Below are 20,978 nucleotides of genomic sequence, written 5' to 3' on the forward strand. Positions count from 1 at the left end.
AACTCGACTTGCAGGCCTGACGCTTGGTTTCTGGCACTCCTGAGCACCGCGCGGCATTGCCGCACGGGACGGCGCCGAACGCGCAGGGAATCTCCCGTTTCCAGCCTCTCCAGCGTGGATCGGACCCGACCCGCCGCCCAGCCGAAGTGAATTCCATTGAACGCAACTAAGAATGATTAGCAAGTAGTTGCACGGCCGGCCATTCTGTGGAATTGTTCTTGCGAATGACTTGCAATCGCAGGGGCTTCGCGTGAACCAAGCTCCTTGCGTCGATCAGTGTCCTTGGTTCGCGCGGGTTGGTGGATGTCGTGCTGAGAAAGTTGAGCTTGCGGGGCGCAATAACGGCCGCAATTGTCGTCGCCGGTCATCTGGCGAGTTGCGTCTCCGCCTCTGCCGACGACGGTCCACGCGGCCTCGCCTATGCCTGGCCCGGCTCAGCACCGGCCCCCGGCGTCAGCAAGCTGACGGGAGGTTTGCCGTCGGCTCATTCGGAAATCGACACCGAGCACATCTTCGGTTTCAGCATGGGCTCCGACATCGGCAAGCCCGGCGAAATGGAGATCGAGTTCGAGAATGTCGGCGCATTCGGCAAGCGCTCCGGCACTTACGCAGCCTGGGCCAATCTCAATCAGGTCAAATACACGGTCTCGGACAACTTCCGGATAGCACCCGGATTCGCACTGACCGGACATCACATCAATGGCGTTCCGGGATTTGCCGATCATCGCGACGTCGCTTTCGGCGGGGTGGCGCTCGAACTGCGCTACAAGCTGCTCGATCGTACCGTCGCGCCCTTTGGGCTGACCCTCCATGCGCAGCCCGGCTGGAGCCGGATCGACGACGGCAGCGGCATGCACATCGCGCAATATGGCGCAGAGTTTGCCGCGCTGTTCGATCGCGAGCTGGTGAAGGACAGGTTGTTCGCCGCCTTCAACGTCTGGTACGGGACCGGCGGAACCCGCGAGACCCTGACCAATCTTTGGCGACACGATTCCGAGATGCAGCTCCAGGCCGCGATCTCCTACGCAGTGAATCCCGACCTCCTCTTCGGCCTCGGCGTACGCTACGCGCGGGCCTATGACGGCGGCGGCCTCGACCGCTTTTTGGGAGACGCCGTCTTTGCTGGCCCAACCTTCTCCTACAACATCTCGAAGGAGGTCGGCATCTCCGGCACCTGGCAGATGCAGGTTGCCGGCCAGGCGATCGGCGACGTTCGCAGCCTCAACCTCGATCAGTTCGAGCGGCACCAGGCGCTGTTGCGGCTCAACCTGCATTTCTGATGTGCGGGCCCGCAGTTACGCCCGCGGCCTCCGCGGCGCAACGTTTCCGGGACTGTCGGCCAAGCGCGCCCTCAGGCGCAGCCCTGCGAAGTCGAGAAACGCTCGCAGCTTCGCCGGCATGAAGCGGTTGGGCGAGTAGACGAAGCTGACCGGCTGCGGCGGCGGTTGAAAGTCCTGCAGGACCGCAACGAGCTCTCCAGACCTCAGCGCATCCGACGCCAGATAGGAGAACACGACGGTGATCCCGATGCCTGCGCGTGCGGCATCGATGGCCGATTCCAGATTGCTCGCAATGAAGCGCGACCGCACCGGCACTGCATACTCGGTCTGCCCTCGTTTGAATCTCCACGTGCCCGGCGATTGAAGCGGAGGATAGCTGATGCAGTCGTGGGCGGAGACATCATCGGGAGCCTTCGGCGTTCCCCGCAGCTTCAGATAGGACGGGCTGGCGCAGGCGACGCGGTGAATTTCCCCAACGCGCACGGCGATCAGGCCGCTGTCGGCGAGATCGCCGACACGAAGCGCGACGTCAATGTTCTCGTCCAGAAGGTTGAGCGTCCGGTCCTGCAAGATGAGCTGAACATCCACCTCCGGAAATGCCGCAAGAAACTCGGCAAGGATCGGCTGCAAGCATAGCCGACCGAGCGCGACCAGCGTCGTGATGCTGAGATCACCACGCGGCGTGGTGTATTCGCCGGAGGCAACGCGCTCGGCTTCGGTGAGATCGGCGAGAATTCGCTTGGCCGCGGCGATGTAGGAGCGACCGGCGTCCGTTGGGACGAGCGCGCGGCTCGAGCGATGAAACAGCTTGGTCTGGAGGTGCTCCTCGAGCTCCGAAACCTTCCGGCTCACCGTTGCCAACGGCATTTTCTGACGGCGCGCGGCGGCGGACAGGCTGCCCGCCTCCGCCACCGCCAGGACCACCGACATGCTTTCGAGACGATCCATGGGACACTTCCATATTCTGGAAGGAAAGATCCCGATTTTGCCAGATACCCACCATTTCCGGAAGTGCCTATTCCTTCCCGCACCCAAACCGAAGGAGAGACGAAAATGACCCAGACCAGAACAGGCACTGCCCTCATCACCGGAGCTTCGACCGGAATCGGCGCGATCTACGCCGATCGCCTGGCGAAGCGCGGCCACGACCTCATCCTCGTTGCGCGCAACAGGCAGCGGCTCGCATCGCTCGCGCGCAGGCTCGGCAACGAAACTGGCCGCAAGGTGGAAACGGTGGAAGCCGATCTCACATCCCCTGCCGACCTCCGCCGCGTCGAGCAACTCATCAGAACCAACGGCGACATTTCGGTGCTGGTCAACAACGCCGGCGTCGGCGCCTCGGCCCCGCTGATCGATTCCGACATCGACAAGATGGAAGACATGATCCGTCTCAACGTCGGTGCACTGACGCGCCTGACCTACGCAGCGGTGCCCGGATTCATCGCCCGCGGCCACGGCACGATCATCAACATCGCTTCCATCGTCGCGATCGCGCCGGAGCTGCTCAACGGCGTCTACGGCGGCTCGAAAGCTTTCGTGCTCGCATTCACCCAGTCACTCGTTCACGAGCTCGCCGGGAAGGGCATCCGCATTCAGGCCGTGCTGCCGGGCGCCACTGCGACGGAGTTTTGGGACATCGCGGGCACGCCGGTTCACCAGCTTCCGGCAGAGATCGTCATGTCGGCCGACGACCTGGTCGACGCCGCCCTCGCCGGTCTCGACCTCGGCGAAGTCGTGACGATCCCGGCGCTGGCCGACAAGTCGGAGTGGGATCGCCACGAGAGCGCGCGGCTTGCCATGACGAACAAGCTCTCGAGCACTATTCCCGCCCCTCGCTACAACCTGCACACGCACGTGAATGCGTGAGCGAACAACCGGCATCAAACGGAGATCACCATGTCACGCATCATCAGCCAATCGTCCACCTTATCCATCGCCCTGCGCCGCACGATCAGTTGGCGCGAACAGTCTGAACGCCTGCTCGCTTACGCCGAACCGATCAGCCGGATCGGTCTCTACGCCTCGCTCGCAATCATCTACGGCTGGTTCGGCGGGATGAAATTCACCGACTACGAAGCACAGGGACTCGTACCCCTGGTCGAGAACAGTCCGCTGCTGCGATGGTTCTACACGCTGTTCTCGGTGCGCGGCTTCTCGACCTTTCTCGGCTTCGTCGAACTCAGCATCGGGCTCCTGATCGCGCTCCGCCTGTCCAGCCCGATCTACTCCGCGGCCGGCGGCCTGTTGTCGGCCGGGCTGTTCGTCACCACGCTGAGCTTCATGATCTCGACGCCCGGCGTCGTCGTGCCGGAGCTCGGGGTCCCCGCGATCACGGTCGCTCCGGGTCAGTTCCTGCTGAAGGACGTCGGCCTGCTCGCCGCTTCCTTCTGGGTGTTCACGGACTCGCTGAAGGCCGTCATCCGCAGGTGAGAGCTCAGCCACAGCGCAATAGCCGAACTCGAACAGGAGCCCCGCCATGAAAATACGATTCAACCTCGGCGGGGCTCGCGCTGCTCGCGGTGTTCGCCATCGATAGCAGCGAGAAGGATCCGACCACCGCCATCCAGCAGAATCACCGCCAAGGAGAGAAACATGAGTAAGCGTCTCGACTACAACCAGATCGCGCCGGCAGGCATCAAGGCGCTCGGGGGCGTCTACGGATACGTCCTGCAGAGCCGGCTTTCCGCCACGCTGATCGAGCTGGTTTATCTGCGGATCTCTCAGATCAACAATTGCGCCTACTGCCTGGACATGCACACCCGCGACCTGCTCAACAAGGGAGAAAAGGTCGAGAAGATCGCGCTGCTGCAGGCATGGCGCGAGGCCGGAAATCTCTTCGACGAACGCGAACGGGCTGCCCTGGCCTGGGCGGAAACGGTGACGCGGGTCGCCGAGACCGGCGTGCCCGACGAGGCATACCAGGCCGCACGCGCTGTGTTCGAAGAACGTGAGCTCGTGGACCTCACGATCGCGATCAGCCTGATGAACGCCTACAACCGCATGGCCATCAGCTTTCGCGCAATGCCGGCGGCTGCCGCCGGTTGATGCGCTCACCGACAACATCCTGCACAATCCGAAAGGACATTCACATGACGAAACGTGGAACCGTGGTTGCGGCGGCGCTGATCGCCGCAATCAGCCTGGCTTCACTCTCGGCACGATCCGAAGAGCCACGACTGGGCGACATCAAGCGCACACATCTCATGAAGGAAGCGCTGAGTGCGCCCGGGCGCGAGGTCATCCAGGTTCGCGTCGACTTTCCTCCGGGCGTCGTTGCCGTCAGGCACAGTCACCCGGGCGAAGAGCTCGTCTATCTGATCGAAGGCGAGCTGGAATATCGGCTCGACGGTAGAGAGCCCGTGATCCTGAAGGCCGGCGACGTGCTGCTCATTCCTCACGGAGTGCATCACGCCGTGAAGAATGTCGGCAGCGGCAACGCCGCGGAGCTTGCGACCTACATTGTCGAGACCGGCAAGCCGCTGTTGACGCTCGGCCGGTGAACGATCTCTACCGCTTATTCCAGTCGATCACACGATCCGGATCAGCGTCGAACTCCATGCTGCAGAACGTGCCGCCCTGGAAATAGTCGCCGACCGGGTCCGGCTTCAGCTTGGCCTGCTCGGCCATGGCGTGCTCACGGAAATCTTCGGCGCGGCCGGTGGGGCGATAGCCGAATTCGTAGGCGCGGTGGTTGTCCCACCAGGCGCGCTCGTTGAAAGAGGCGCCGTAGAATATCTCGAAATGGATGTCGGGATGCTCGAGCCCGATGCGGCAGAGCTGCACGAGATCGTCCGGCTTGAGCCAGATCGAGAGCCGGCGCTTGTCCAGCGGCATGTCGCCGAAATTGCCGATGCGAAGGCACGTCACCTTCATCCCATGCTTGTCGGCGTAGAGCGCGCCGACGGCCTCGCCGAACACCTTGCTGACGCCATAGCGACTGTCGGGCCGCGCAGTGACGTCGGTGCCGATCTTGTGATGGCGCGGATAGAAGCCGACGGCGTGGTTCGACGAGGCGAACACCACGCGCTTGACGCCTTTGCGGTACGCCGCCTCGAACAGATTGTAGCCGCCGATGATGTTGGCCTGGAGGATCTGATCCCAGGTGCCTTCGACCGAATAACCGCCGAAATGGAGAATGCCGTCGACGCCCTCGCAGATCGCCTCGCATTGCGCGAGATCGGCAAGGTCCGCGGCCTTGAATTTTTCATCGGGGCCGAGATCGGCCGGCGGCTTGATATCGGACAGAAGGAGATCCGGGTAGATCGGCGGCAACAGCTTCCGCAGGCTGGTGCCGATTCCGCCCGAAGCTCCCGTCATCAAAATACGCGCCATGTCGTCCCTCGCCGTTGGTGATCGAATTTGCGGTCACGTGTCTCTAATGATAGCAGGATTGTCCAGAGGGAACGAAACGAGAGAACCGGCATGAATGAGGCATCGTCCCACACGGAGGAACGGCCAGGCTGGCGGCCGGCGACCTATTACCCCGATCCCGCGATCAAAGCGCTCGATCCCCGCTTCGAAAAATACTGGCTGAAGCTTTCGGCGGTGGAGCGGCTGGCGACCGGCCTGCGCTGGGCCGAGGGGCCGGTGTGGTTCGGCGATGGGCGTTATCTCCTGTGCAGCGACATCCCGAACCAGCGCATCCTCAAGTGGGAGGAAGAGACCGGTGCGGTCAGCGTGTTCCGCAAGCCCTCGAATTTTGCCAACGGCAACACGCGCGACCGGCAAGGCCGGCTGATCACCTGCGAGCACGGCGGCCGGCGCGTGGTGCGCACCGAGTATGACGGCAGCATCACCGTGCTGATGGATCAATTCAACGGCAAGCGGTTGAACTCGCCGAACGATGTCGTTGTCAAATCGGACGGCTCCATCTGGTTCACCGATCCGACCTTCGGCCTGCTCGGCAATTACGAGGGCTACAAGGCCGAGCCCGAGATCGAGCCCAACGTCTATCGGCTTGATCCCGATACCGGCAAGGCGACCATCGTCGCCGAAGGCGTGCTCGGACCGAACGGCCTGTGCTTCTCACCGGACGAGAAGATCCTCTATGTCGTGGAATCGCGAGGCGTGCCCAACCGCAAGATCCTCGCTTACGACGTTTCGCCCGAGGGCACCACGATCTCGAACAAGCGCGTCCATATCGATGCCGGGCCGGGCACGCCCGACGGCATGCGCTGCGACATCGACGGCAATCTCTGGTGCGGCTGGGGCATGGGCGATCCCGAGCTCGACGGCGTGGTGGTGTTCGCACCCGACGGTGTCATGATCGGCCGCATCGCCCTGCCCGAGCGCTGCGCCAATGTCTGCTTCGGCGGCGTCAAGCGCAACCGCCTGTTCATGGCCGCGAGCCAGTCGATCTACGCGCTTTACGTGAACACGCAAGGTGCTGTGGGGGGATAGACGCGCCGCGGGCACGGTCTCGTAGGGTGGCAAAGCGAAGCGTGCCCACCATCTCTCGTTCGTCGCGCGATGGTGGGCACGTCGCGCAAAGAGCGCGCCTTTGCCCACCCTACGAGATCTTTCCTCGGAATGCGAAACTCTCTGGCGTCATTCCGGGGCGCGCCTCTTCGGCGCGAACCCGGAATCCATTGTGCGACGGAGTTTGTGGAGGAATGGATTCCGGGCGCGTCGCTTCGCGACGCCCCGGAATGACAGGACAGCGATAAAAAACGCTGGAGGGGTTGCCCGCTCCGGCGCTTCGTTTGTTCAGACGGAAGAACTTACGCCGCGTTGAAGCCGGCGACGGCCTTCACTTCGAGGAAGTCCTCGAGGCCGAACTTGCCCCACTCGCGGCCGTTACCGGACTGCTTGTAGCCGCCGAACGGCGCGGTGCGGTCGTTGGGCACGCCCTGCAGGTTGACGTTGCCGGCGCGGATCTGGCGGCCGACGCGCTTGGCGTCCTCGACCGTCGCACCCGTGACGTAGCCCGCGAGGCCATACGGCGTATCATTGGCGATCTTGACCGCGTCGGCTTCGTCCTTGGCGCCGATGATGGTCAGCACCGGCCCGAAGATCTCTTCGCGCGCGATCGTCATGTCAGGCGTGACGTCGGCGAAGATGGTCGGACGGACATAGAAGCCCTTGTTGACGCCTTCGGGCAGGCCAGGACCGCCGGCGACGAGCGTTGCGCCCTCGTCGATGCCCTTCTTGATCAGGCCCTGGATCTTGTCCCACTGACCGCGATTGACGACCGGGCCGATGGTGGTGCCTTCGGCGCGGGGATCGCCCGCCTTGGTCTTGTCGGCGACGGCCTTGGCGATCGCGGCGACTTCCTTCATCTTCGACAGCGGCACGATCATGCGCGAGGGCGCGTTGCAGGACTGGCCGGAATTGTTGAACATGTGCATCACGCCGCCGGTCACCGCCTTGGTGAGGTCGGCGCCTTCGAGGATGACGTTCGGCGACTTGCCGCCGAGCTCCTGGCTGACGCGCTTCACCGTGGGCGCTGCGCGCTTCGCAACGTCGATGCCGGCGCGGGTCGAGCCGGTGAAGGAGATCATGTCGATATCAGGGTGCTCGCTCATGGCGGCGCCGACCTCGGGGCCGAGGCCGTTGACGAGGTTGAACACGCCCTTGGGCACGCCGGCTTCATGAAGGATCTCCGCGAAGATCAGCGCCGAGGTCGGCGTGAACTCAGATGGCTTCAGGATCATGGTGCAGCCGGCGGCGAGCGCGGGCGCGACTTTGCAGGCGATCTGGTTCAGCGGCCAGTTCCAGGGCGTGATCATGCCGACCACGCCGATCGGCTCGCGCAGCACCATGGCGGTGCCGACCGGCTCCTCGAAATGATAGTTCTTGAGCACGTCGAGCGTGGTCATGAGATGGCCGAGGCCGGCGCCGGCCTGCAGCTTCTCCGCCATCGGCAGCGGTGCGCCCATCTCGTCGGAGACGGCGGCGCCGATCTCCTTGAGGCGGCCCTTGTAGACCTCGATGACCTTGCTGAGCAGCGCGACGCGCTCCTCGCGGCTGGTCTGGGAGAAGGTCTCGAAAGCGCGCTTGGCGGCGGCAACCGCCTTGTCGACGTCGGCCTTGGAGCCGAGCGCAACCTCGTACATCGCCTCTTCCGTCGCCGGATTGATCACGGCGGTGGACTTCTTGACGGCGGGGTCGACCCAGGCGCCGTCGATGTAGAATTGCATGCGATTGACCATCGTTAACCTCTTCTTGGGGGCTTGGAGGGGGCGTTTCGGCAGGCATCCTTGCACGAAAGCGCCGGCAATTGAACCCGCCATATGCGGGGCCAGCGTTGCGGCGAGCGGAGGTTATATGAGCCGATGGCGGGAACGAGGCAAGGTGGACGACGGCGTCATTCCGGGGCGACGCGAAGCATCGAACCCGGAATCTCCAGATTCTGGGTTCGATGCTTCGCGTCGCCCCGGAATGACGAGGCAGTTACCTCCGCTACACCGCCATCTTCCGATGCAGCACCGGCCCGCCGGTGGTGAGGCTTTCGGCCGCATCGATGATGGCGTTGGCGTCGATGCCATAGTGCCGATAAAGGTCCGCGATGCTGCCGGTCTGGCCGAACTGCTCGACACCGAGCGCCTCGGCGCGATGGCCACGGACGCTGCCGAGCCAGCCGAGCGCAGACGGATGGCCGTCAATCACGGTCACGATGCCGCAGTCGCGCGGCAGCGGCGCGAGCAGCTTTTCGATGTGGCTGAGATGCTGCACGCCGCGGCGGTCGCGCCGCAATTTCCGCGCGGCGGTCCACCCCGAATGCAGACGGTCGGCCGAAGTGATCGCGAGCAGGCCGACGTCACGGCGGCTCTCGCCGATGAAGCCGGTCGCCTCGATCGCTTCGGGCGCGACCGCGCCGGTATAGGCGATCACGACCTCGGCATTCGGGCCCGGCTTGCGCAGCCAATAGGCGCCGTCGGTGATGCCCTGTCGCAGCTCCGGTGTCATGATCCGCTGCGCCTGCTCGATGGCGCGTGTGGAGAGGCGCAAATAGACCGAACCGCCCTCGCCCGGTTCGCGCTGCATGTGCTCGAAGCCGAAAGCCATGATCACGGCGAGCTCGTCGACGAAGGCCGGCTCGAACGAGGCCAGGCCGTCCTGCGCCATGCCGATCAAGGGCGTTGCGATCGACTGATGCGCGCCGCCTTCGGGCGCGAGCGTGATGCCGGACGGCGTCGCCGCCACCATGAAGCGCGCGTCCTGGTAGCAGGCGTAGTTCAGCGCATCGAGGCCGCGCTCGATGAAGGGATCGTAGAGCGTGCCGACCGGCAAGAGCCGCTCGCCGTTAATCTGGTGCGACAGGCCGAGCGCCGAGAGCATGATGAACAGGTTCATCTCGGCGATGCCGAGCTCCAGATGCTGGCCCTTTGGCGAAGCGTCCCAATTGTAGGTCGAAGGAATTTTCTCGCTGCGGAACAAGTCCGCCTTCTCGGCCCGCGCGAACAGGCCGCGGCGGTTGACCCAGGGGCCAAGATTGGTGGAGACGGTGACGTCCGGCGAGGTCGTGACGATGCGCCTGGCGAGCTCGCTGTCGCTGCGCGCGATCTCGTTCAGCACGAGGCCAAAGCCCTGCTGGGTCGACATCTGCGGCGACGGCTTGAAGGCGAGCTGTTGCGGCACCTCGACGACGGGCGCCGTGAACCGGCGGCCATCCTGATTGAACGGCACCCGCGCGAGGAAGGCCTCGAGCTCGGCTGCATCCTGCGGCAGCCCTTCGAACTTGTCCCATTCGTGTCCGGGCCGGATGTTCTGGCTGTCGCGATATTTCTCCATCTGCGCAACCGTCATCAGGCCGGCGTGGTTGTCCTTGTGGCCCTGGAACGGCAAGCCGACGCCCTTGATCGTGTAGGCGATGAAGCAGACGGGGCGGTCGTGGTCGATGGAATCGAACGCCTCCAGCATGCTCGCCATGTCGTGGCCGCCAAGATTCGACATCAGCGCCAGCAGCTCCTCGTCGCTGCGCTTGTCGATCAGTTTTGTGATCGGGCCCTGGTCGCCGATCTCGTCATGCAGATGTTTTCGGAAGGCCGCGCCGCCCTGGAAGCACAGCGCCGCGTAGAGCGCATTCGGGCAATTGTCGATCCACGTCTTCAGCGCCTCGCCGCCGGGCTCGGCGAAGGCCTCGCGCATCAGGCGGCCGTATTTCACGATGACGACGTCCCAGCCGAAATTGCGGAACATGGTCTCGAACTTTTCCCAGAGACCTTCGCGCACGACGGCATCGAGCGACTGCCTGTTATAGTCGACCACCCACCAGGTGTTGCGCAGGCCGTGCTTCCAGCCCTCCGCGAGCGCCTCGAAGATGTTGCCTTCGTCCATCTCGGCGTCGCCGACGAGCGCGATCATCCGCCCCTCGCGGCGATCCTTCATCCAGCCATGCGCCTTGACGTAATCCTGCACCAGCGAAGAGAACAGCGTCTGCGCGACGCCGAGGCCGACCGAGCCGGTGGAGAAGTCGACGTCGTCGACGTCCTTAGTGCGCGAGGGATAGGACTGCGCGCCCTTGAAGCCGCGAAAATTCTCCAGCTTCTCGCGGCTCTGCCGGCCGAACAAATACTGGATGGCGTGGAACACCGGGCTCGCATGCGGCTTCACCGCGACGCGGTCCTCAGGGCGCAGCACGTGGAAGTACAGCGCCGACATGATGGTGGCTAGCGAGGCGGACGAGGCCTGGTGGCCGCCGACCTTGAGGCCATCCGCATTAGAGCGGATGTGGTTGGCGTGGTGGATGGTCCAGGACGACAGCCACAGCGCCTTGCGGCTGAGGGCGGTCAGGATGTCGAGACGGGCGCGGTCAACGGGCATGGCGATGCTCCGGGAAATATGCACCGATCATACGCCTGCGCGGTGCGTCAAACTTCTCAATTTTTCGCGCCATCCCCGCCGATATTGGGATACTTTACCAACGCAGCGGACAAAATGCAGGTTTCATCCCAATGCCCGAGCTCGACGCCATCGACCGCAAGATCCTCAGCCATCTTCAGAACGACAGCCGCCTGACCATGCAGGAGCTCGCCGACAAGGTCGGGCTCTCGGTCTCGCCCTGCCATCGCCGCGTCAAGCTCCTGGAGGAGCGCGGCGTCATCTCGCGCTATGTCGCGACCGTCGACCAGAAGGCGCTGGGACTGCATGTCAGCGTGTTCATCTCGATCAAGCTGGCACGGCAGAAGGAGGAGGATCTCAACCGCTTTGCCCGCGCCATCTCGAAATGGGACGAGGTGCTGGAATGCTATCTGATGACCGGGAACCGCGATTATCTGCTCCGCGTCGTCGCCGCCGACCTCGCCTCCTACGAGACGTTCCTGAAGACCAAGCTGACCCGGCTTGACGGCATTGCCTCGATCGAGTCCAGCTTTGCGCTCAGCCAGGTGAAATATTCGATCGCGCTGCCGGTGTGACCAAGCGTCCGCCGGATTGCATGTTGTCACATGGGCGCAACAAACCCCGCCGATGGTCGTTGTGCTGGTATCCGAGCCGAGAGAAGAACCCATGACCGCAGCCGATCGCAAATCCGAGATATCCAAGCGCGAGCGCATCATCCAGGAAATGGCCGACGATCTCGACGAGGAACTTGAGATGGAGCTGGATGATGCCCGTCTCGACGAGCTCCTCGACGAGACCGGAACGCTGAAACCGACGGTCGATCGCAGGCTCTATTTCCGGGAACTGCTTCGCCTCCAGGGCGAGTTGATCAAGCTCCAGGACTGGGTGCAGAGCGAGAGGAAGAAGGTCGTGGTGCTGTTCGAGGGCCGCGATGCCGCCGGCAAGGGCGGCGTGATCAAGCGCATCACGCAACGGCTCAATCCGCGTATCTGCCGCGTCGCGGCGCTCCCCGCGCCGAACGAGCGCGAGCGTACGCAATGGTATTTCCAGCGCTACGTCGCGCACCTGCCGGCCGGCGGCGAGATCGTGCTATTCGACCGAAGCTGGTACAACCGCGCCGGCGTCGAGCGCGTGATGGGCTTCTGCTCGGAGGCGGAGTACCAGGAGTTCTTCAAGACCGTGCCGGAATTCGAGCGCATGCTGATCCGATCCGGCATCATCCTCGTCAAGTACTGGTTTTCGATTACCGACGACGAGCAGCAATTCCGATTCACCATGCGCATCAAGGATCCCCTGAAGCAGTGGAAGCTGAGCCCGATGGACGTCGAGTCCCGCAGTCGCTGGGAGGCGTACACCAAGGCCAAAGAGACGATGCTGGAGCACACGCATCTGCCGGATAGCCCGTGGTGGATCGTCGATGCCGTGGACAAGAAGCGCGCCCGGCTCAACTGCATCGCACACCTATTGACTCAGATCCCGTACCAGGAGGTCGTGCGGGCTCCGGTGACGCTGCCGCCGCGCGTGCGACATCCCGACTATCAGCGAGGCCCGGTCCCGCCAGAGATGTACGTGCCGGCGAAATACTGACACTCCTACCGCCACGGCTGCACGATGATCTTGGTGTGGGCTTCGGGGTTGGCGAGATCGGCAAAGGCCTTGGCGACGCCGTCGAGGCCGACTTCGGCGGTTACCATCGCGGCCGCGTCCACCTGCCCTTCGGCGATCAGGCGCAGCGACGCAGCAAACTCCTCCGGGGTGTAGCCGAGCACGTATTGGACGTTGAGCTCCTTCATGATGCCGAGCATGGGCTCGCTTCTGTCGCTCTCCATGCAGACGCCGACCACGACGATGCGCGCATCGCGCGGGGCACCCTCGAACACCTGTTGCAACAGGCCGGGCACGCCGACGCATTCGAAGATGATCGCGGGCTTCAACGCGGGCAGCATGGCCTGGAACGGCGGCCGCGCCGCCTTCTCGGCCTCCGACATCTGCGCGTGCTCGGCCCAGGTCGCGTAAGGCTGCGACGTTCGGGGATCGACGACGATGTCGGCACCGAGTTTTGCGGCGAGCGCGCGCCGCGCCGGCGAATAGTCGGCCGCGACGATCGGATGCAGCCGTTTGAGCTTCAGCGCGGCGATCACCGCGAGTCCGACCGGGCCGCAGCCGATCACGAGCGGTACCTCGCCGCCACGGATATTGGCTTTGGCGACGGCATGAACGCCGACGGCGAGCGGCTCGGTCAGCGCGGCATGCTCCGGCGCGAGGCCGTTGGGTACTTCGAGCAGCAGCGCTTCGCTCAGCAGCATCGCCTCGGCATAGCCGCCGATATTGTCGTTGGAGTAGCCGATCCCTTCGATGCCCTGCGGCGTCACCAGCGCGGGAAGCGAGCAGACCTGGGTTCCCGGCTTCAGCTTGCGCGATGTGCCGGGGCCGTAATCGACGATCTCACAGCAGAATTCGTGGCCGAACACGACGTCGCGGCTGAGGTCCATCGGCTTGCGCCCGGTCTTCCGCGCCATCTCCACCATGCGATGGGCGTGCTGGCGCGCGTGCAGGTCGGAGCCGCAGATGCCGCAGGCGAGCGTCTTGACCAGAACCTGGCCGGGGCCCGGCGTCGGCTCGGCCATCCGACCTACGACAATCTCACCGTTCCTGAAAATCGCGGCGCGCATCCGGCTCCTCCCCTTTGGAGCGAGTGATAGCACGAAGCAGGACGTGCAAACTTGCGTCAGGGGTTCGGGGACCGCTCTTCCAGCACCAGCAGCTGGGCGCGGCGCACCCGCTCGCGATGGGCGATATAAAGACCGCTGGCGACGATGAAGGCGGCGCCGACGACCGTCCAGATATCCGGGACCTCGCCGAAGATGAAGAAGCCCAGAATGCTGACCCAGAGCAACTGCGTATAGGAGAACGGCGCCAGCACCGAGGCATCGCCGTAGCGATAGGCCAGCACGATGATCCACTGGCCCACGGTCGAGGCGACGCCGATCACGATGCCCAGCCCGATCGCGGTCCAGCTCGGCGTGACCCAGACGAACGGCACCATGACGCTGAGGATCGCAACGCCGGTCAGCGCGGAATAGGCCATGGTGGTGAGCACCGCTTCGCGACCGCTCATCATCCGCGTCAGGATCAGCGCGGCGGCCCAGCAGAACGCCGAGATGATCGGGAAGAATGCGGCGGCATGGAACGCGCTCGTGCCGGGCCTCAGGATGATCAGAACGCCCGTCAGGCCGATCGCGGTCGCGATCCAGCGGCGCATGCCGACCTTCTCGCTCAGGAAGATGATCGACAGCGCGGTGACGAATAGCGGCGAGACGAAGCCGGTGGCGGAGGCTTCGGCGATGGGCAGAAATGCAAGCCCGGTGATGAAAAACAGCGACGAGCCGAGCAGTGCGGCGCCGCGCATCAATTGCAGACCGAGCCGCTCGGTGCGCATCGCATGCAGTGGCGAGCCCGGCAGCATCACGGGCGTGAATAGCAGCGCGAACGTGACGAAGCGGATCCAGGTGATCTCGATCGAAGGCAGGCTGGTCGACAGATATTTCGCGGTGACGTCGGAGCAGCCGAGGAAGATCGTCGAGAGCAACACCAGCGCAATGCCCTTGAAGGGATGATCGACGCGCGCAGGCGCGCGGCGAGCCTGCTGCTTCTTCTCCGGAACGGGCATGGGAATACTGTCGAGCCTTGCGGCTGCGGCGGGCGGCGGTGTCACGGCTGGAACCCGGGCAAAATGCGAATCGAGAACAGCCGTAAAAAACGACATCTGCTCCGCATTCACAACTTCCGAAAACAGGATGCCGATATGCGCGAGCCGCCGCGCGCGTCAATGCTCCGTTAATCTTGCCCGTTGTGCACTACAGCATGGGCAGGCCGCGCGGCTTCGGCCCGCGCGGAAACACCGCGTCGAGCGCCGCAATCTCGTCCTTCGTCAGCACGAGGTCGCCTGCTGCCGCATTCTCGCCGGCATGTTCCGCAGACGAGGCCTTCGGAATGGCGAACACCGTAGTCGCACGGGTGAGAAAGCTCAGCGCAACCTGACGCGGCGTCGCACGTCGCGCCTCCGCGATGCGCGCCAGCACGGCGCCGCCCTTGCTGCTGCCTGCGGGGAAATCGTCGTGGCCGAAAGGGGAGTAGGCAACGACGGCAACATTATGCCGTTCACACCACGGGATCACCGCATGCTCGATCGCGCGTTCTTTCAGGTGGTAGAGCACCTGGTTGCAGGCGATCCGCCCCTCGCCGGAGACGTCGAGAATCTCATCGAGATCGTCGGCATCGAAATTGGAGACGCCCCAGGACTTGATCTTGCCTGATTGCACCAGCTCCTCGAACGCAGCGACGGTGTCCTCCAGCGGATAGGAGCCGCGCCAGTGCAACAGATAACAGTCGAGCCGGTCGGTCTTCAGCCGCTTCAGCGAGCGCTCGCAGGCGGTGATGGTGCCGCGGCGCGAGGCGTTGCTGGGCAGCACTTTCGAAACGAGGAACACTTCATCGCGCCGGCCTGCGATCGCATCCGCAATGACGAGCTCGGCATCGCCGTACATCTCGGCGGTGTCGATGTGGGTCATGCCAAGATCGAGCCCGCGCTGCAGCGCCGCGATCGCGCGCTTGCGGTCGCCGTGGTCGAGATACCAGGTGCCCTGCCCGATGACGGAGACGCTGGCGCCGATCTCGCCGAAGGGTTTCTTGTTCATGGTCGCTCCGATCTCCGCTGTTATTTTTCCCTCTCCCCGTTCTTACGGGGAGAGGGTCGGGGTGAGGGGCTGCTTCCGCAAACTCGATAGCAAAGAGACTCGCGGAGGCCCCCTCACCCGCCGCGCTTTGCGCGTCGGCCTCTCCCCGCAAGCGGGGAGAGGCGAAACGTCAGCGCTACAATCCGCCGATTTCGGCCACCAGCACGCTGCCGGACGACGACTCCGTGATATAGAGCCGATCCTTGTTTTCGCCACCGATCGCGACATTGGTGCAGTTCGGTCCCGCGCACGATTTGATGCGCGCGATCAGTTCCCCGTTCGGCGCGAACACGAAGACGTGGCCGAGCGAGGGGTGGCCGACGAACAGGCGGCCCTTGGCATCCATGGTCAAGCCGTCGGGGCCGCTGGTGCCGAACAGCGAGCAGAAGCGGCCGACCTTGGACACGCTGCCGTCCTTCATGAACGGCAGCCGCCACACCGCGTTGTCGCGCGTCATCGCGACGAACAGCACGGTTTCGGCTGGGTCGAGCACCAGGCCGTTCGGACTGATGCCGGTGTCGAGCAGGCAGTCGAGCCGGCCGTTCGATCCCAGCCGATAGACCCGGCCACTTGGATCGTGCAGGCCGGTCTGGCCCTGATCGGTGAAATAGATATCGCCGTTTGAGGCGAGATGCAGATCGTTGCAGCCGCGGAACGATTCCGAATTGCGCCCGGTCACGACCGGCTTGACGCGGCCGGCTTCGGCATCGAGCTCCATGATGCCATGCCTGTAGTCGGCGACCAGAATGCGTCCGTCGGATGCGATCTTCAGCCCGTTCGGCCAGCCCTCATATTCGATCACGAGCGACCATTCGCCATGGGGCGCGATGCGAAAGATGCGGCCGAACGGAATGTCGACGATATAGAGATTACCGTCCTTGTCGAATGACGGCCCCTCGATGAAGCTCTCGGTCGGTATGTTCGGCCGATTGGCGTCGGCCCAATCGGTTCGCACGCCCTTGCGGCGAAACTTTTCGGGCATGGCGGTGAACAGCCTGGTCTCGATCAGGCGCGGCGGCGTTTCCAGGTACATCATGGTTGTTGTGGATGTTGAAAGGAGCGCGGCACCATACGGCACATTAGCCGGCGCGTCGATTGGGGTGGTCCACATTGCAATGGTGCGGGCGCTGCGTAGGGTGGGTTAGCCCCGGGGCTGCGCGAAGCGCAGTCCCTTGGCGTAACCCCTCTCTTTCGCTTCCGCATTGACGAAGAGTGGTGGGTTACGCTGCGCTAACCCACCCTACGAGACCTATCCCGCCGCGCTCGCGACCTTCGCCTGCTGTGCAGGCACTTCCGTCATCGCAATCAGGCGTTTCAGCTCGGGGATGCAGGAGCCGCAATTGGTGCCGGCCTTGAGCTTGGCGCCGATGTCGGCGGCGGTGCGCGCGCCGCTGGCGATGCTGTCGCAGATGGTGCCGCGGCCGACGCCGAAGCAGGCGCAGACGATGGGGCCGGTCGAGGCCGCGCCTTCGCTTGACCTGCCCGACAGCAGCATGCGGCGCTGCTCGTCGCTGACCTGATCGGCCGCGAACAGACTCTTCACCACCTCCCAGTCGCCGGCATCGTGCGCGGGGCCGACGAACAGGCAGGTCTCGATTCGATTCCCGACAAACGAAGCCGCGCGAAAAACCCCGCCGCCGAAATCGCGATATTCGGCAACGTCCTCGCCGGCGACGCTCTCGAGCCAGGCGGGCCAGCGGGCGAGATCCGCGTTGTCGGCGAAAAGATAGCCGAAGCCGCCGCTGACGGTCACGCGCGTCCACAACAGGTTCTGCGGCAGATCGAGCGGCTTGCGCGACAATGCAAAGCCGCGGAAGACAAATTCGTAAGGCGCGATCGCGGCCGGCGTCGCCTTGGCTTCCGGCTGCCCCGAGAACGGATCGGTGAACGGTGCGACCATCGCCCCGATGCGGCCGTGCGAGGCGTTCATCGCGCTCCAGTGGATCGGCACGAACAGGGTGCCGCGCTGCTGCCACTCGCTGACGACGACTTTCAGGATGCACTGGCCGTAATCGGTGGTGATGCGGGCATAGCCGTCATGGACGATGCCGTATTTGCCGGCGTCGTCGGGATGGATCTCGACGAAAGGCTCAGGCAGATGCGCGCCCAGGCGCTGGCTCAGGCCGGTGCGCGTCATGGTGTGCCACTGGTCGCGGATGCGCCCGGTGTTGAGCCTTAAGGGGCGCGACGGACCGGTCTCGCCGCGCAGCGCCGGCACCTCCGGCGCAACGAAGCGGCCCTTGCCGTCATTGGTGAAGAAGCCGCCAGCAGCGAAGAAGCGCTCGCCGGGCGTCCCGCCTTCGCGCGCCGGCCATTGCACCGGCTTCAAACCATCGAAGGCTTCGTCCGACAGCGAGGTCAGCGCGCCGATGTCGAAATCGCGGCTGCCATTGTTCTCGAATGCCGAGAGCGCGGCATGCTCGCGGAAGATATCGGCGGCCGATTTGTAGTTGAAGCTGTCGCCGAAGCCGAGGCGCTTTGCGGTCTCACTCAGGATCCACCAGTCGGGACGCGCTTCCCCCGGCGCCGGCAGGAACGCGCGCTGGCGCGAGATGCGCCGCTCCGAATTGGTCACCGTGCCTGACTTCTCGCCCCAGGCCAGCGCCGGCAGGAGCACGTGCGGGCCGGCCGCGACGGTGTCGTTGGAGAGCACGTTCTCGGACACCACGAACAGCTCGAGCTTCTTCAGGGCATCGCGCACCATGTCGGCATCGGGCAGCGACACCGCGGGATTGGTGCCCATCACCCAGAGCGCCTTGACCTCGCCGCGGTTGATCGCCTCGAACAGTTGCACCGCCTTCAGGCCTTCATGGGTGGCGATGCGCGGCGCCTTCCAGAACCGCCTGACGCGGTCGATATCAGGCGGCGTGAAGCCCATATGGGCGGCGAGCATGTTGGCGAGGCCGCCGACCTCGCGGCCGCCCATCGCGTTGGGCTGGCCGGTCAGCGAGAACGGCGAGGCGCCCGGCTTGCCAATGCGCCCCGTGGCGAGATGGCAGTTCAGGATGGCGTTGACCTTGTCGGTGCCCTGCGCCGACTGGTTGACCCCTTGCGAATACAGCGTGACGACCTTCTCGGTGTCGCGGAACATCCTGAAGAAGGCGGCGACGTCCTGCTCGGAGAGGCCCGTGGCGAGCGCGGTCGCAGTGACGCTGCCGGCAATGTTGCGCGCGCGCGCCAGCGCATCATCGAAGCCAGACGTGTTCTGCGCGATGTAATCCTGGTCCAGCACGCCATTGTCGGCGAGATGCACGAACAGGCCTGAGAACAGCGCGGTGTCGGTGCCGGGCTTGAGGCCGAGGAACAGGTCGACATCGCTGGCGGTATCGGTGCGGCGCGGATCGATCACGATCATGCGGGCGCCGCGCTCCTGCCTGTTCTTCAGCATGCGCTGGAACAGCACCGGATGACACCAGGCCGCGTTCGAGCCGACGAAGACGAGCAGATCGGCCTGGTCGAGATCCTCATAGCAGCCAGGCACCGTGTCGGCGCCGAAAGCGCGGCGATGGCCCGCAACCGAGGACGACATGCAGAGCCGGGAATTGGTGTCGACATTGGCGGTGCCGACAAACCCCTTCATCAGCTTGTTGGCGACGTAATAGTCTTCGGTGAGGAGCTGGCCGGAGAGATAGAACGCGACCGCGTTGGCGCCATCGCGCGCCACGATGTGCTGCATGCGGTGGGCGACGTGGTCCAGCGCATCGCTCCAGGCGACCCGCTCGAGCACGCCCTTGCAGCGGATCATCGGATAGAGCAGCCGCCCTTCCAGGCCGACGGTCTCGCCGAGCGCGGAGCCCTTCGAGCACAGCCGGCCGAAATTGGCGGGATGATCGGGGTCGCCCGCGATCGCCGCGCTGCCCTTGCCGTCGGGCGTCGCCAGGACGCCGCAGCCGACGCCGCAATAGGGGCAGGTGGTCTTGGTGGTGCGGAGATTTGGATCGATCGCCGTCATATCACGCCGCTTTCGAAGGCTGCGCCAGCGCGCGGCCGAACATCATGTCGGTGCGGATCGAAGCGACCTTGTCGCGATTGCGGATCAGCTCGAGGTACCAGAGCGCATCGATCGTATCGCCGATCAGCACCGCCCCGGTGAGCCGACCGTCGGCGATGACGAGCTTCTTGTAAGTGCCGCGCCTGCGATCCGACAGCACGAGGCTCTCGCTGCCCTCCCCGCCCATGAAGTCGCCAGCGGAGAACACGCTGACGCCGGAGACCTTCAGATTGGTCGAGACCACGCTGCCCTGATAGGCGGCGGGCCGGCCGGCCAGATGCCGCGCCAGCACGCGCGCCTGCTCGTAGGCGGGCTCGACCAAGCCATAGCAGGTGCCGCGATGCTCGGCGCATTCGCCAAGCGCAAAGATATCGGACGCGGAGGTCTGCATCACGTCGTTGACGACGACGCCGCGGTTGACCGCGATCCCCGCCTCCTTCGCCAGCGCGACGTTCGGCTTGATGCCGGCGGCGAAGATCACCGCATCGGCCTCGATGCGGCTGCCATCGGCCAGCTCGACGGCCTGGACGTGGCCCTCGCCGTGGATGCGGGCCGTCGCGGCATTGAGCATGACGCGGATACCCTTGCGCTCGACCAGCGTCTTGAGCAGGTCGGCCGCGGGCGCGTCGAGCTGACGCTCCATCAGCCGATCCATCAGATGCAGCAGCGTCACGGGCGCGCCGGCCTTGGCGAGACCGTAGGCCGCTTCCAGCCCGAGCAGGCCGCCGCCGACCACGACGACGCGCTTCCTAGCCGCGGCCAGTGTCAATAGCAGGTCGACGTCGCGGGTGTCGCGAAACGTGTGCACGCCGGCAAGATCGGCGCCTGGCACGTTGAGCCGCAGCGGCGTCGATCCCGTGGCGAGCACGAGCTTGGAATATTCCATGCTCTCCTCGCCCGCGATCTTGAGCTCACGGCGGCCGACATCGATCTCGCTGACGCGATAGCCGTAGCGCACCGTGACGCCGCGGTCTCGCCACCAACCGGCCGGCCGCAGCTCGATCTCGTGCGAGCCGGTCTCGCCCGCCAGCACGGAGGAGAGGAGCACGCGATTGTAAGCGAGCCGCGGCTCTTCGCCGATCACGGCGACCGCATAGCGGCCGAGCGCGGTCTTGGCGAGCTCGTCGACCAGACGCGCGGCCGCCATACCGTTGCCGACGATAACCAGCGGTTCACTCACAACGCATC

General features: G+C 64.7%; 18 protein-coding genes. 8 read left to right on the forward strand and 10 right to left on the reverse strand.

Features of this window, described 5'->3' with window-relative positions:
• The first annotated feature begins 308 nt into the window (after positions 1-308).
• Positions 309-1,280: a DUF6662 family protein gene (locus tag I6F20_RS19250; RefSeq protein WP_225127403.1), complete on the forward strand. Its 972-nt coding sequence runs from the start codon at positions 309-311 to the stop codon at positions 1,278-1,280.
• Positions 1,281-1,295: 15 nt separating this feature from the next.
• Here the strand turns inward: I6F20_RS19250 and I6F20_RS19255 are convergent, their stop codons facing one another.
• A complete protein-coding gene (locus I6F20_RS19255) occupies positions 1,296-2,228 on the reverse strand; it encodes a LysR family transcriptional regulator (RefSeq protein WP_225127405.1) in 933 nt (310 codons plus the stop codon).
• Positions 2,229-2,333: 105 nt separating this feature from the next.
• On the opposite strand from I6F20_RS19255, the gene I6F20_RS19260 reads away from it, so the two are divergent.
• The 4 genes from I6F20_RS19260 (at position 2,334) to I6F20_RS19275 (ending at position 4,780) form a co-directional block, all read left to right on the forward strand.
• Entirely contained in the window at positions 2,334-3,146 is an 813-nt protein-coding gene (locus tag I6F20_RS19260; protein WP_036004628.1) for an SDR family NAD(P)-dependent oxidoreductase, read from the forward strand.
• A 30-nt stretch (positions 3,147-3,176) separates the two neighbouring features.
• Positions 3,177-3,710 carry a YkgB family protein gene (locus I6F20_RS19265; protein ID WP_225127406.1) on the forward strand — a complete coding sequence of 178 codons (534 nt, stop codon included), beginning with the start codon at positions 3,177-3,179 and terminating at the stop codon, positions 3,708-3,710.
• A gap of 162 nt (positions 3,711-3,872) precedes the next feature.
• Complete coding sequence (locus I6F20_RS19270; protein WP_036025851.1) at positions 3,873-4,325, forward strand: carboxymuconolactone decarboxylase family protein; 453 nt, start codon at positions 3,873-3,875, stop codon at positions 4,323-4,325.
• Between the two features lie 44 nt (positions 4,326-4,369).
• On the forward strand, positions 4,370-4,780 hold the full coding sequence (locus I6F20_RS19275; RefSeq protein WP_109144534.1) for a cupin domain-containing protein: 411 nt from the start codon (positions 4,370-4,372) through the stop codon (positions 4,778-4,780).
• A 7-nt stretch (positions 4,781-4,787) separates the two neighbouring features.
• Here the strand turns inward: I6F20_RS19275 and I6F20_RS19280 are convergent, their stop codons facing one another.
• Positions 4,788-5,612: an NAD-dependent epimerase/dehydratase family protein gene (locus tag I6F20_RS19280; RefSeq protein ID WP_225127407.1), complete on the reverse strand. Its 825-nt coding sequence runs from the start codon at positions 5,610-5,612 to the stop codon at positions 4,788-4,790.
• A gap of 90 nt (positions 5,613-5,702) precedes the next feature.
• Between I6F20_RS19280 and I6F20_RS19285 the strand changes: the two genes are divergently transcribed.
• On the forward strand, positions 5,703-6,680 hold the full coding sequence (locus I6F20_RS19285; RefSeq protein WP_225127408.1) for an SMP-30/gluconolactonase/LRE family protein: 978 nt from the start codon (positions 5,703-5,705) through the stop codon (positions 6,678-6,680).
• Positions 6,681-7,000: 320 nt separating this feature from the next.
• Here I6F20_RS19285 and I6F20_RS19290 read toward each other — a convergent pair whose 3' ends face one another.
• Both I6F20_RS19290 and I6F20_RS19295 read right to left on the reverse strand, forming a co-directional pair.
• Entirely contained in the window at positions 7,001-8,431 is a 1,431-nt protein-coding gene (locus I6F20_RS19290) for an aldehyde dehydrogenase family protein (RefSeq protein ID WP_225127409.1), read from the reverse strand.
• Between the two features lie 250 nt (positions 8,432-8,681).
• Positions 8,682-11,045, reverse strand: a complete 2,364-nt coding sequence (locus tag I6F20_RS19295; protein WP_225127410.1) for a thiamine pyrophosphate-binding protein — start codon at positions 11,043-11,045, stop codon at positions 8,682-8,684.
• A 131-nt stretch (positions 11,046-11,176) separates the two neighbouring features.
• Here I6F20_RS19295 and I6F20_RS19300 point away from each other — a divergent pair, with 131 nt between their 5' ends.
• Both I6F20_RS19300 and ppk2 read left to right on the forward strand, forming a co-directional pair.
• Positions 11,177-11,638, forward strand: coding sequence for an Lrp/AsnC family transcriptional regulator (locus I6F20_RS19300; RefSeq protein ID WP_027571162.1), 462 nt, complete (start codon positions 11,177-11,179; stop codon positions 11,636-11,638).
• A 91-nt stretch (positions 11,639-11,729) separates the two neighbouring features.
• Entirely contained in the window at positions 11,730-12,650 is a 921-nt protein-coding gene (ppk2, locus tag I6F20_RS19305; protein ID WP_036037707.1) for a polyphosphate kinase 2, read from the forward strand.
• 5 nt (positions 12,651-12,655) lie between these two features.
• Here ppk2 and I6F20_RS19310 read toward each other — a convergent pair whose 3' ends face one another.
• The 6 genes from I6F20_RS19310 to I6F20_RS19335 form a co-directional block, all read right to left on the reverse strand.
• On the reverse strand, positions 12,656-13,735 hold the full coding sequence (locus I6F20_RS19310; RefSeq protein WP_225123688.1) for a zinc-binding dehydrogenase: 1,080 nt from the start codon (positions 13,733-13,735) through the stop codon (positions 12,656-12,658).
• A 56-nt stretch (positions 13,736-13,791) separates the two neighbouring features.
• Complete coding sequence (locus tag I6F20_RS19315) at positions 13,792-14,733, reverse strand: DMT family transporter (protein ID WP_057027221.1); 942 nt, start codon at positions 14,731-14,733, stop codon at positions 13,792-13,794.
• A 187-nt stretch (positions 14,734-14,920) separates the two neighbouring features.
• Entirely contained in the window at positions 14,921-15,760 is an 840-nt protein-coding gene (locus I6F20_RS19320; protein ID WP_225127411.1) for an aldo/keto reductase, read from the reverse strand.
• Positions 15,761-15,935: 175 nt separating this feature from the next.
• Positions 15,936-16,832 carry an SMP-30/gluconolactonase/LRE family protein gene (locus I6F20_RS19325; protein ID WP_225127605.1) on the reverse strand — a complete coding sequence of 299 codons (897 nt, stop codon included), beginning with the start codon at positions 16,830-16,832 and terminating at the stop codon, positions 15,936-15,938.
• A gap of 216 nt (positions 16,833-17,048) precedes the next feature.
• A complete protein-coding gene (locus I6F20_RS19330; protein ID WP_225127412.1) occupies positions 17,049-19,751 on the reverse strand; it encodes a nitrate reductase in 2,703 nt (900 codons plus the stop codon).
• 1 nt (position 19,752) lies between these two features.
• Positions 19,753-20,970 (reverse strand): NAD(P)/FAD-dependent oxidoreductase, encoded by a 1,218-nt coding sequence (locus I6F20_RS19335; protein ID WP_074447509.1) that lies wholly within the window; start codon positions 20,968-20,970, stop codon positions 19,753-19,755.
• Positions 20,971-20,978 lie beyond the last annotated feature (8 nt).

The sequence above is a fragment of the Bradyrhizobium sp. IC3123 genome (assembly GCF_020193625.1).
GTDB classification, from domain to species: domain Bacteria; phylum Pseudomonadota; class Alphaproteobacteria; order Rhizobiales; family Xanthobacteraceae; genus Bradyrhizobium; species Bradyrhizobium yuanmingense.

What these genes read in the sequence shown, in the direction of transcription:
- I6F20_RS19255 (WP_225127405.1), bottom strand. Translation starts at nt 2,228, where the DNA reads ATGGATCGTCTCGAAAGCATGTCGGTGGTCCTGGCGGTGGCGGAGGCG.
- I6F20_RS19260 (WP_036004628.1), top strand. Translation starts at nt 2,334, where the DNA reads ATGACCCAGACCAGAACAGGCACTGCCCTCATCACCGGAGCTTCGACC.
- I6F20_RS19265 (WP_225127406.1), top strand. Translation starts at nt 3,177, where the DNA reads ATGTCACGCATCATCAGCCAATCGTCCACCTTATCCATCGCCCTGCGC.
- I6F20_RS19270 (WP_036025851.1), top strand. Translation starts at nt 3,873, where the DNA reads ATGAGTAAGCGTCTCGACTACAACCAGATCGCGCCGGCAGGCATCAAG.
- I6F20_RS19275 (WP_109144534.1), top strand. Translation starts at nt 4,370, where the DNA reads ATGACGAAACGTGGAACCGTGGTTGCGGCGGCGCTGATCGCCGCAATC.
- I6F20_RS19280 (WP_225127407.1), bottom strand. Translation starts at nt 5,612, where the DNA reads ATGGCGCGTATTTTGATGACGGGAGCTTCGGGCGGAATCGGCACCAGC.
- I6F20_RS19285 (WP_225127408.1), top strand. Translation starts at nt 5,703, where the DNA reads ATGAATGAGGCATCGTCCCACACGGAGGAACGGCCAGGCTGGCGGCCG.
- I6F20_RS19290 (WP_225127409.1), bottom strand. Translation starts at nt 8,431, where the DNA reads ATGGTCAATCGCATGCAATTCTACATCGACGGCGCCTGGGTCGACCCC.
- I6F20_RS19295 (WP_225127410.1), bottom strand. Translation starts at nt 11,045, where the DNA reads ATGCCCGTTGACCGCGCCCGTCTCGACATCCTGACCGCCCTCAGCCGC.
- I6F20_RS19300 (WP_027571162.1), top strand. Translation starts at nt 11,177, where the DNA reads ATGCCCGAGCTCGACGCCATCGACCGCAAGATCCTCAGCCATCTTCAG.
- ppk2 (WP_036037707.1), top strand. Translation starts at nt 11,730, where the DNA reads ATGACCGCAGCCGATCGCAAATCCGAGATATCCAAGCGCGAGCGCATC.
- I6F20_RS19310 (WP_225123688.1), bottom strand. Translation starts at nt 13,735, where the DNA reads ATGCGCGCCGCGATTTTCAGGAACGGTGAGATTGTCGTAGGTCGGATG.
- I6F20_RS19315 (WP_057027221.1), bottom strand. Translation starts at nt 14,733, where the DNA reads ATGCCCGTTCCGGAGAAGAAGCAGCAGGCTCGCCGCGCGCCTGCGCGC.
- I6F20_RS19320 (WP_225127411.1), bottom strand. Translation starts at nt 15,760, where the DNA reads ATGAACAAGAAACCCTTCGGCGAGATCGGCGCCAGCGTCTCCGTCATC.
- I6F20_RS19325 (WP_225127605.1), bottom strand. Translation starts at nt 16,832, where the DNA reads ATGTACCTGGAAACGCCGCCGCGCCTGATCGAGACCAGGCTGTTCACC.
- I6F20_RS19330 (WP_225127412.1), bottom strand. Translation starts at nt 19,751, where the DNA reads ATGACGGCGATCGATCCAAATCTCCGCACCACCAAGACCACCTGCCCC.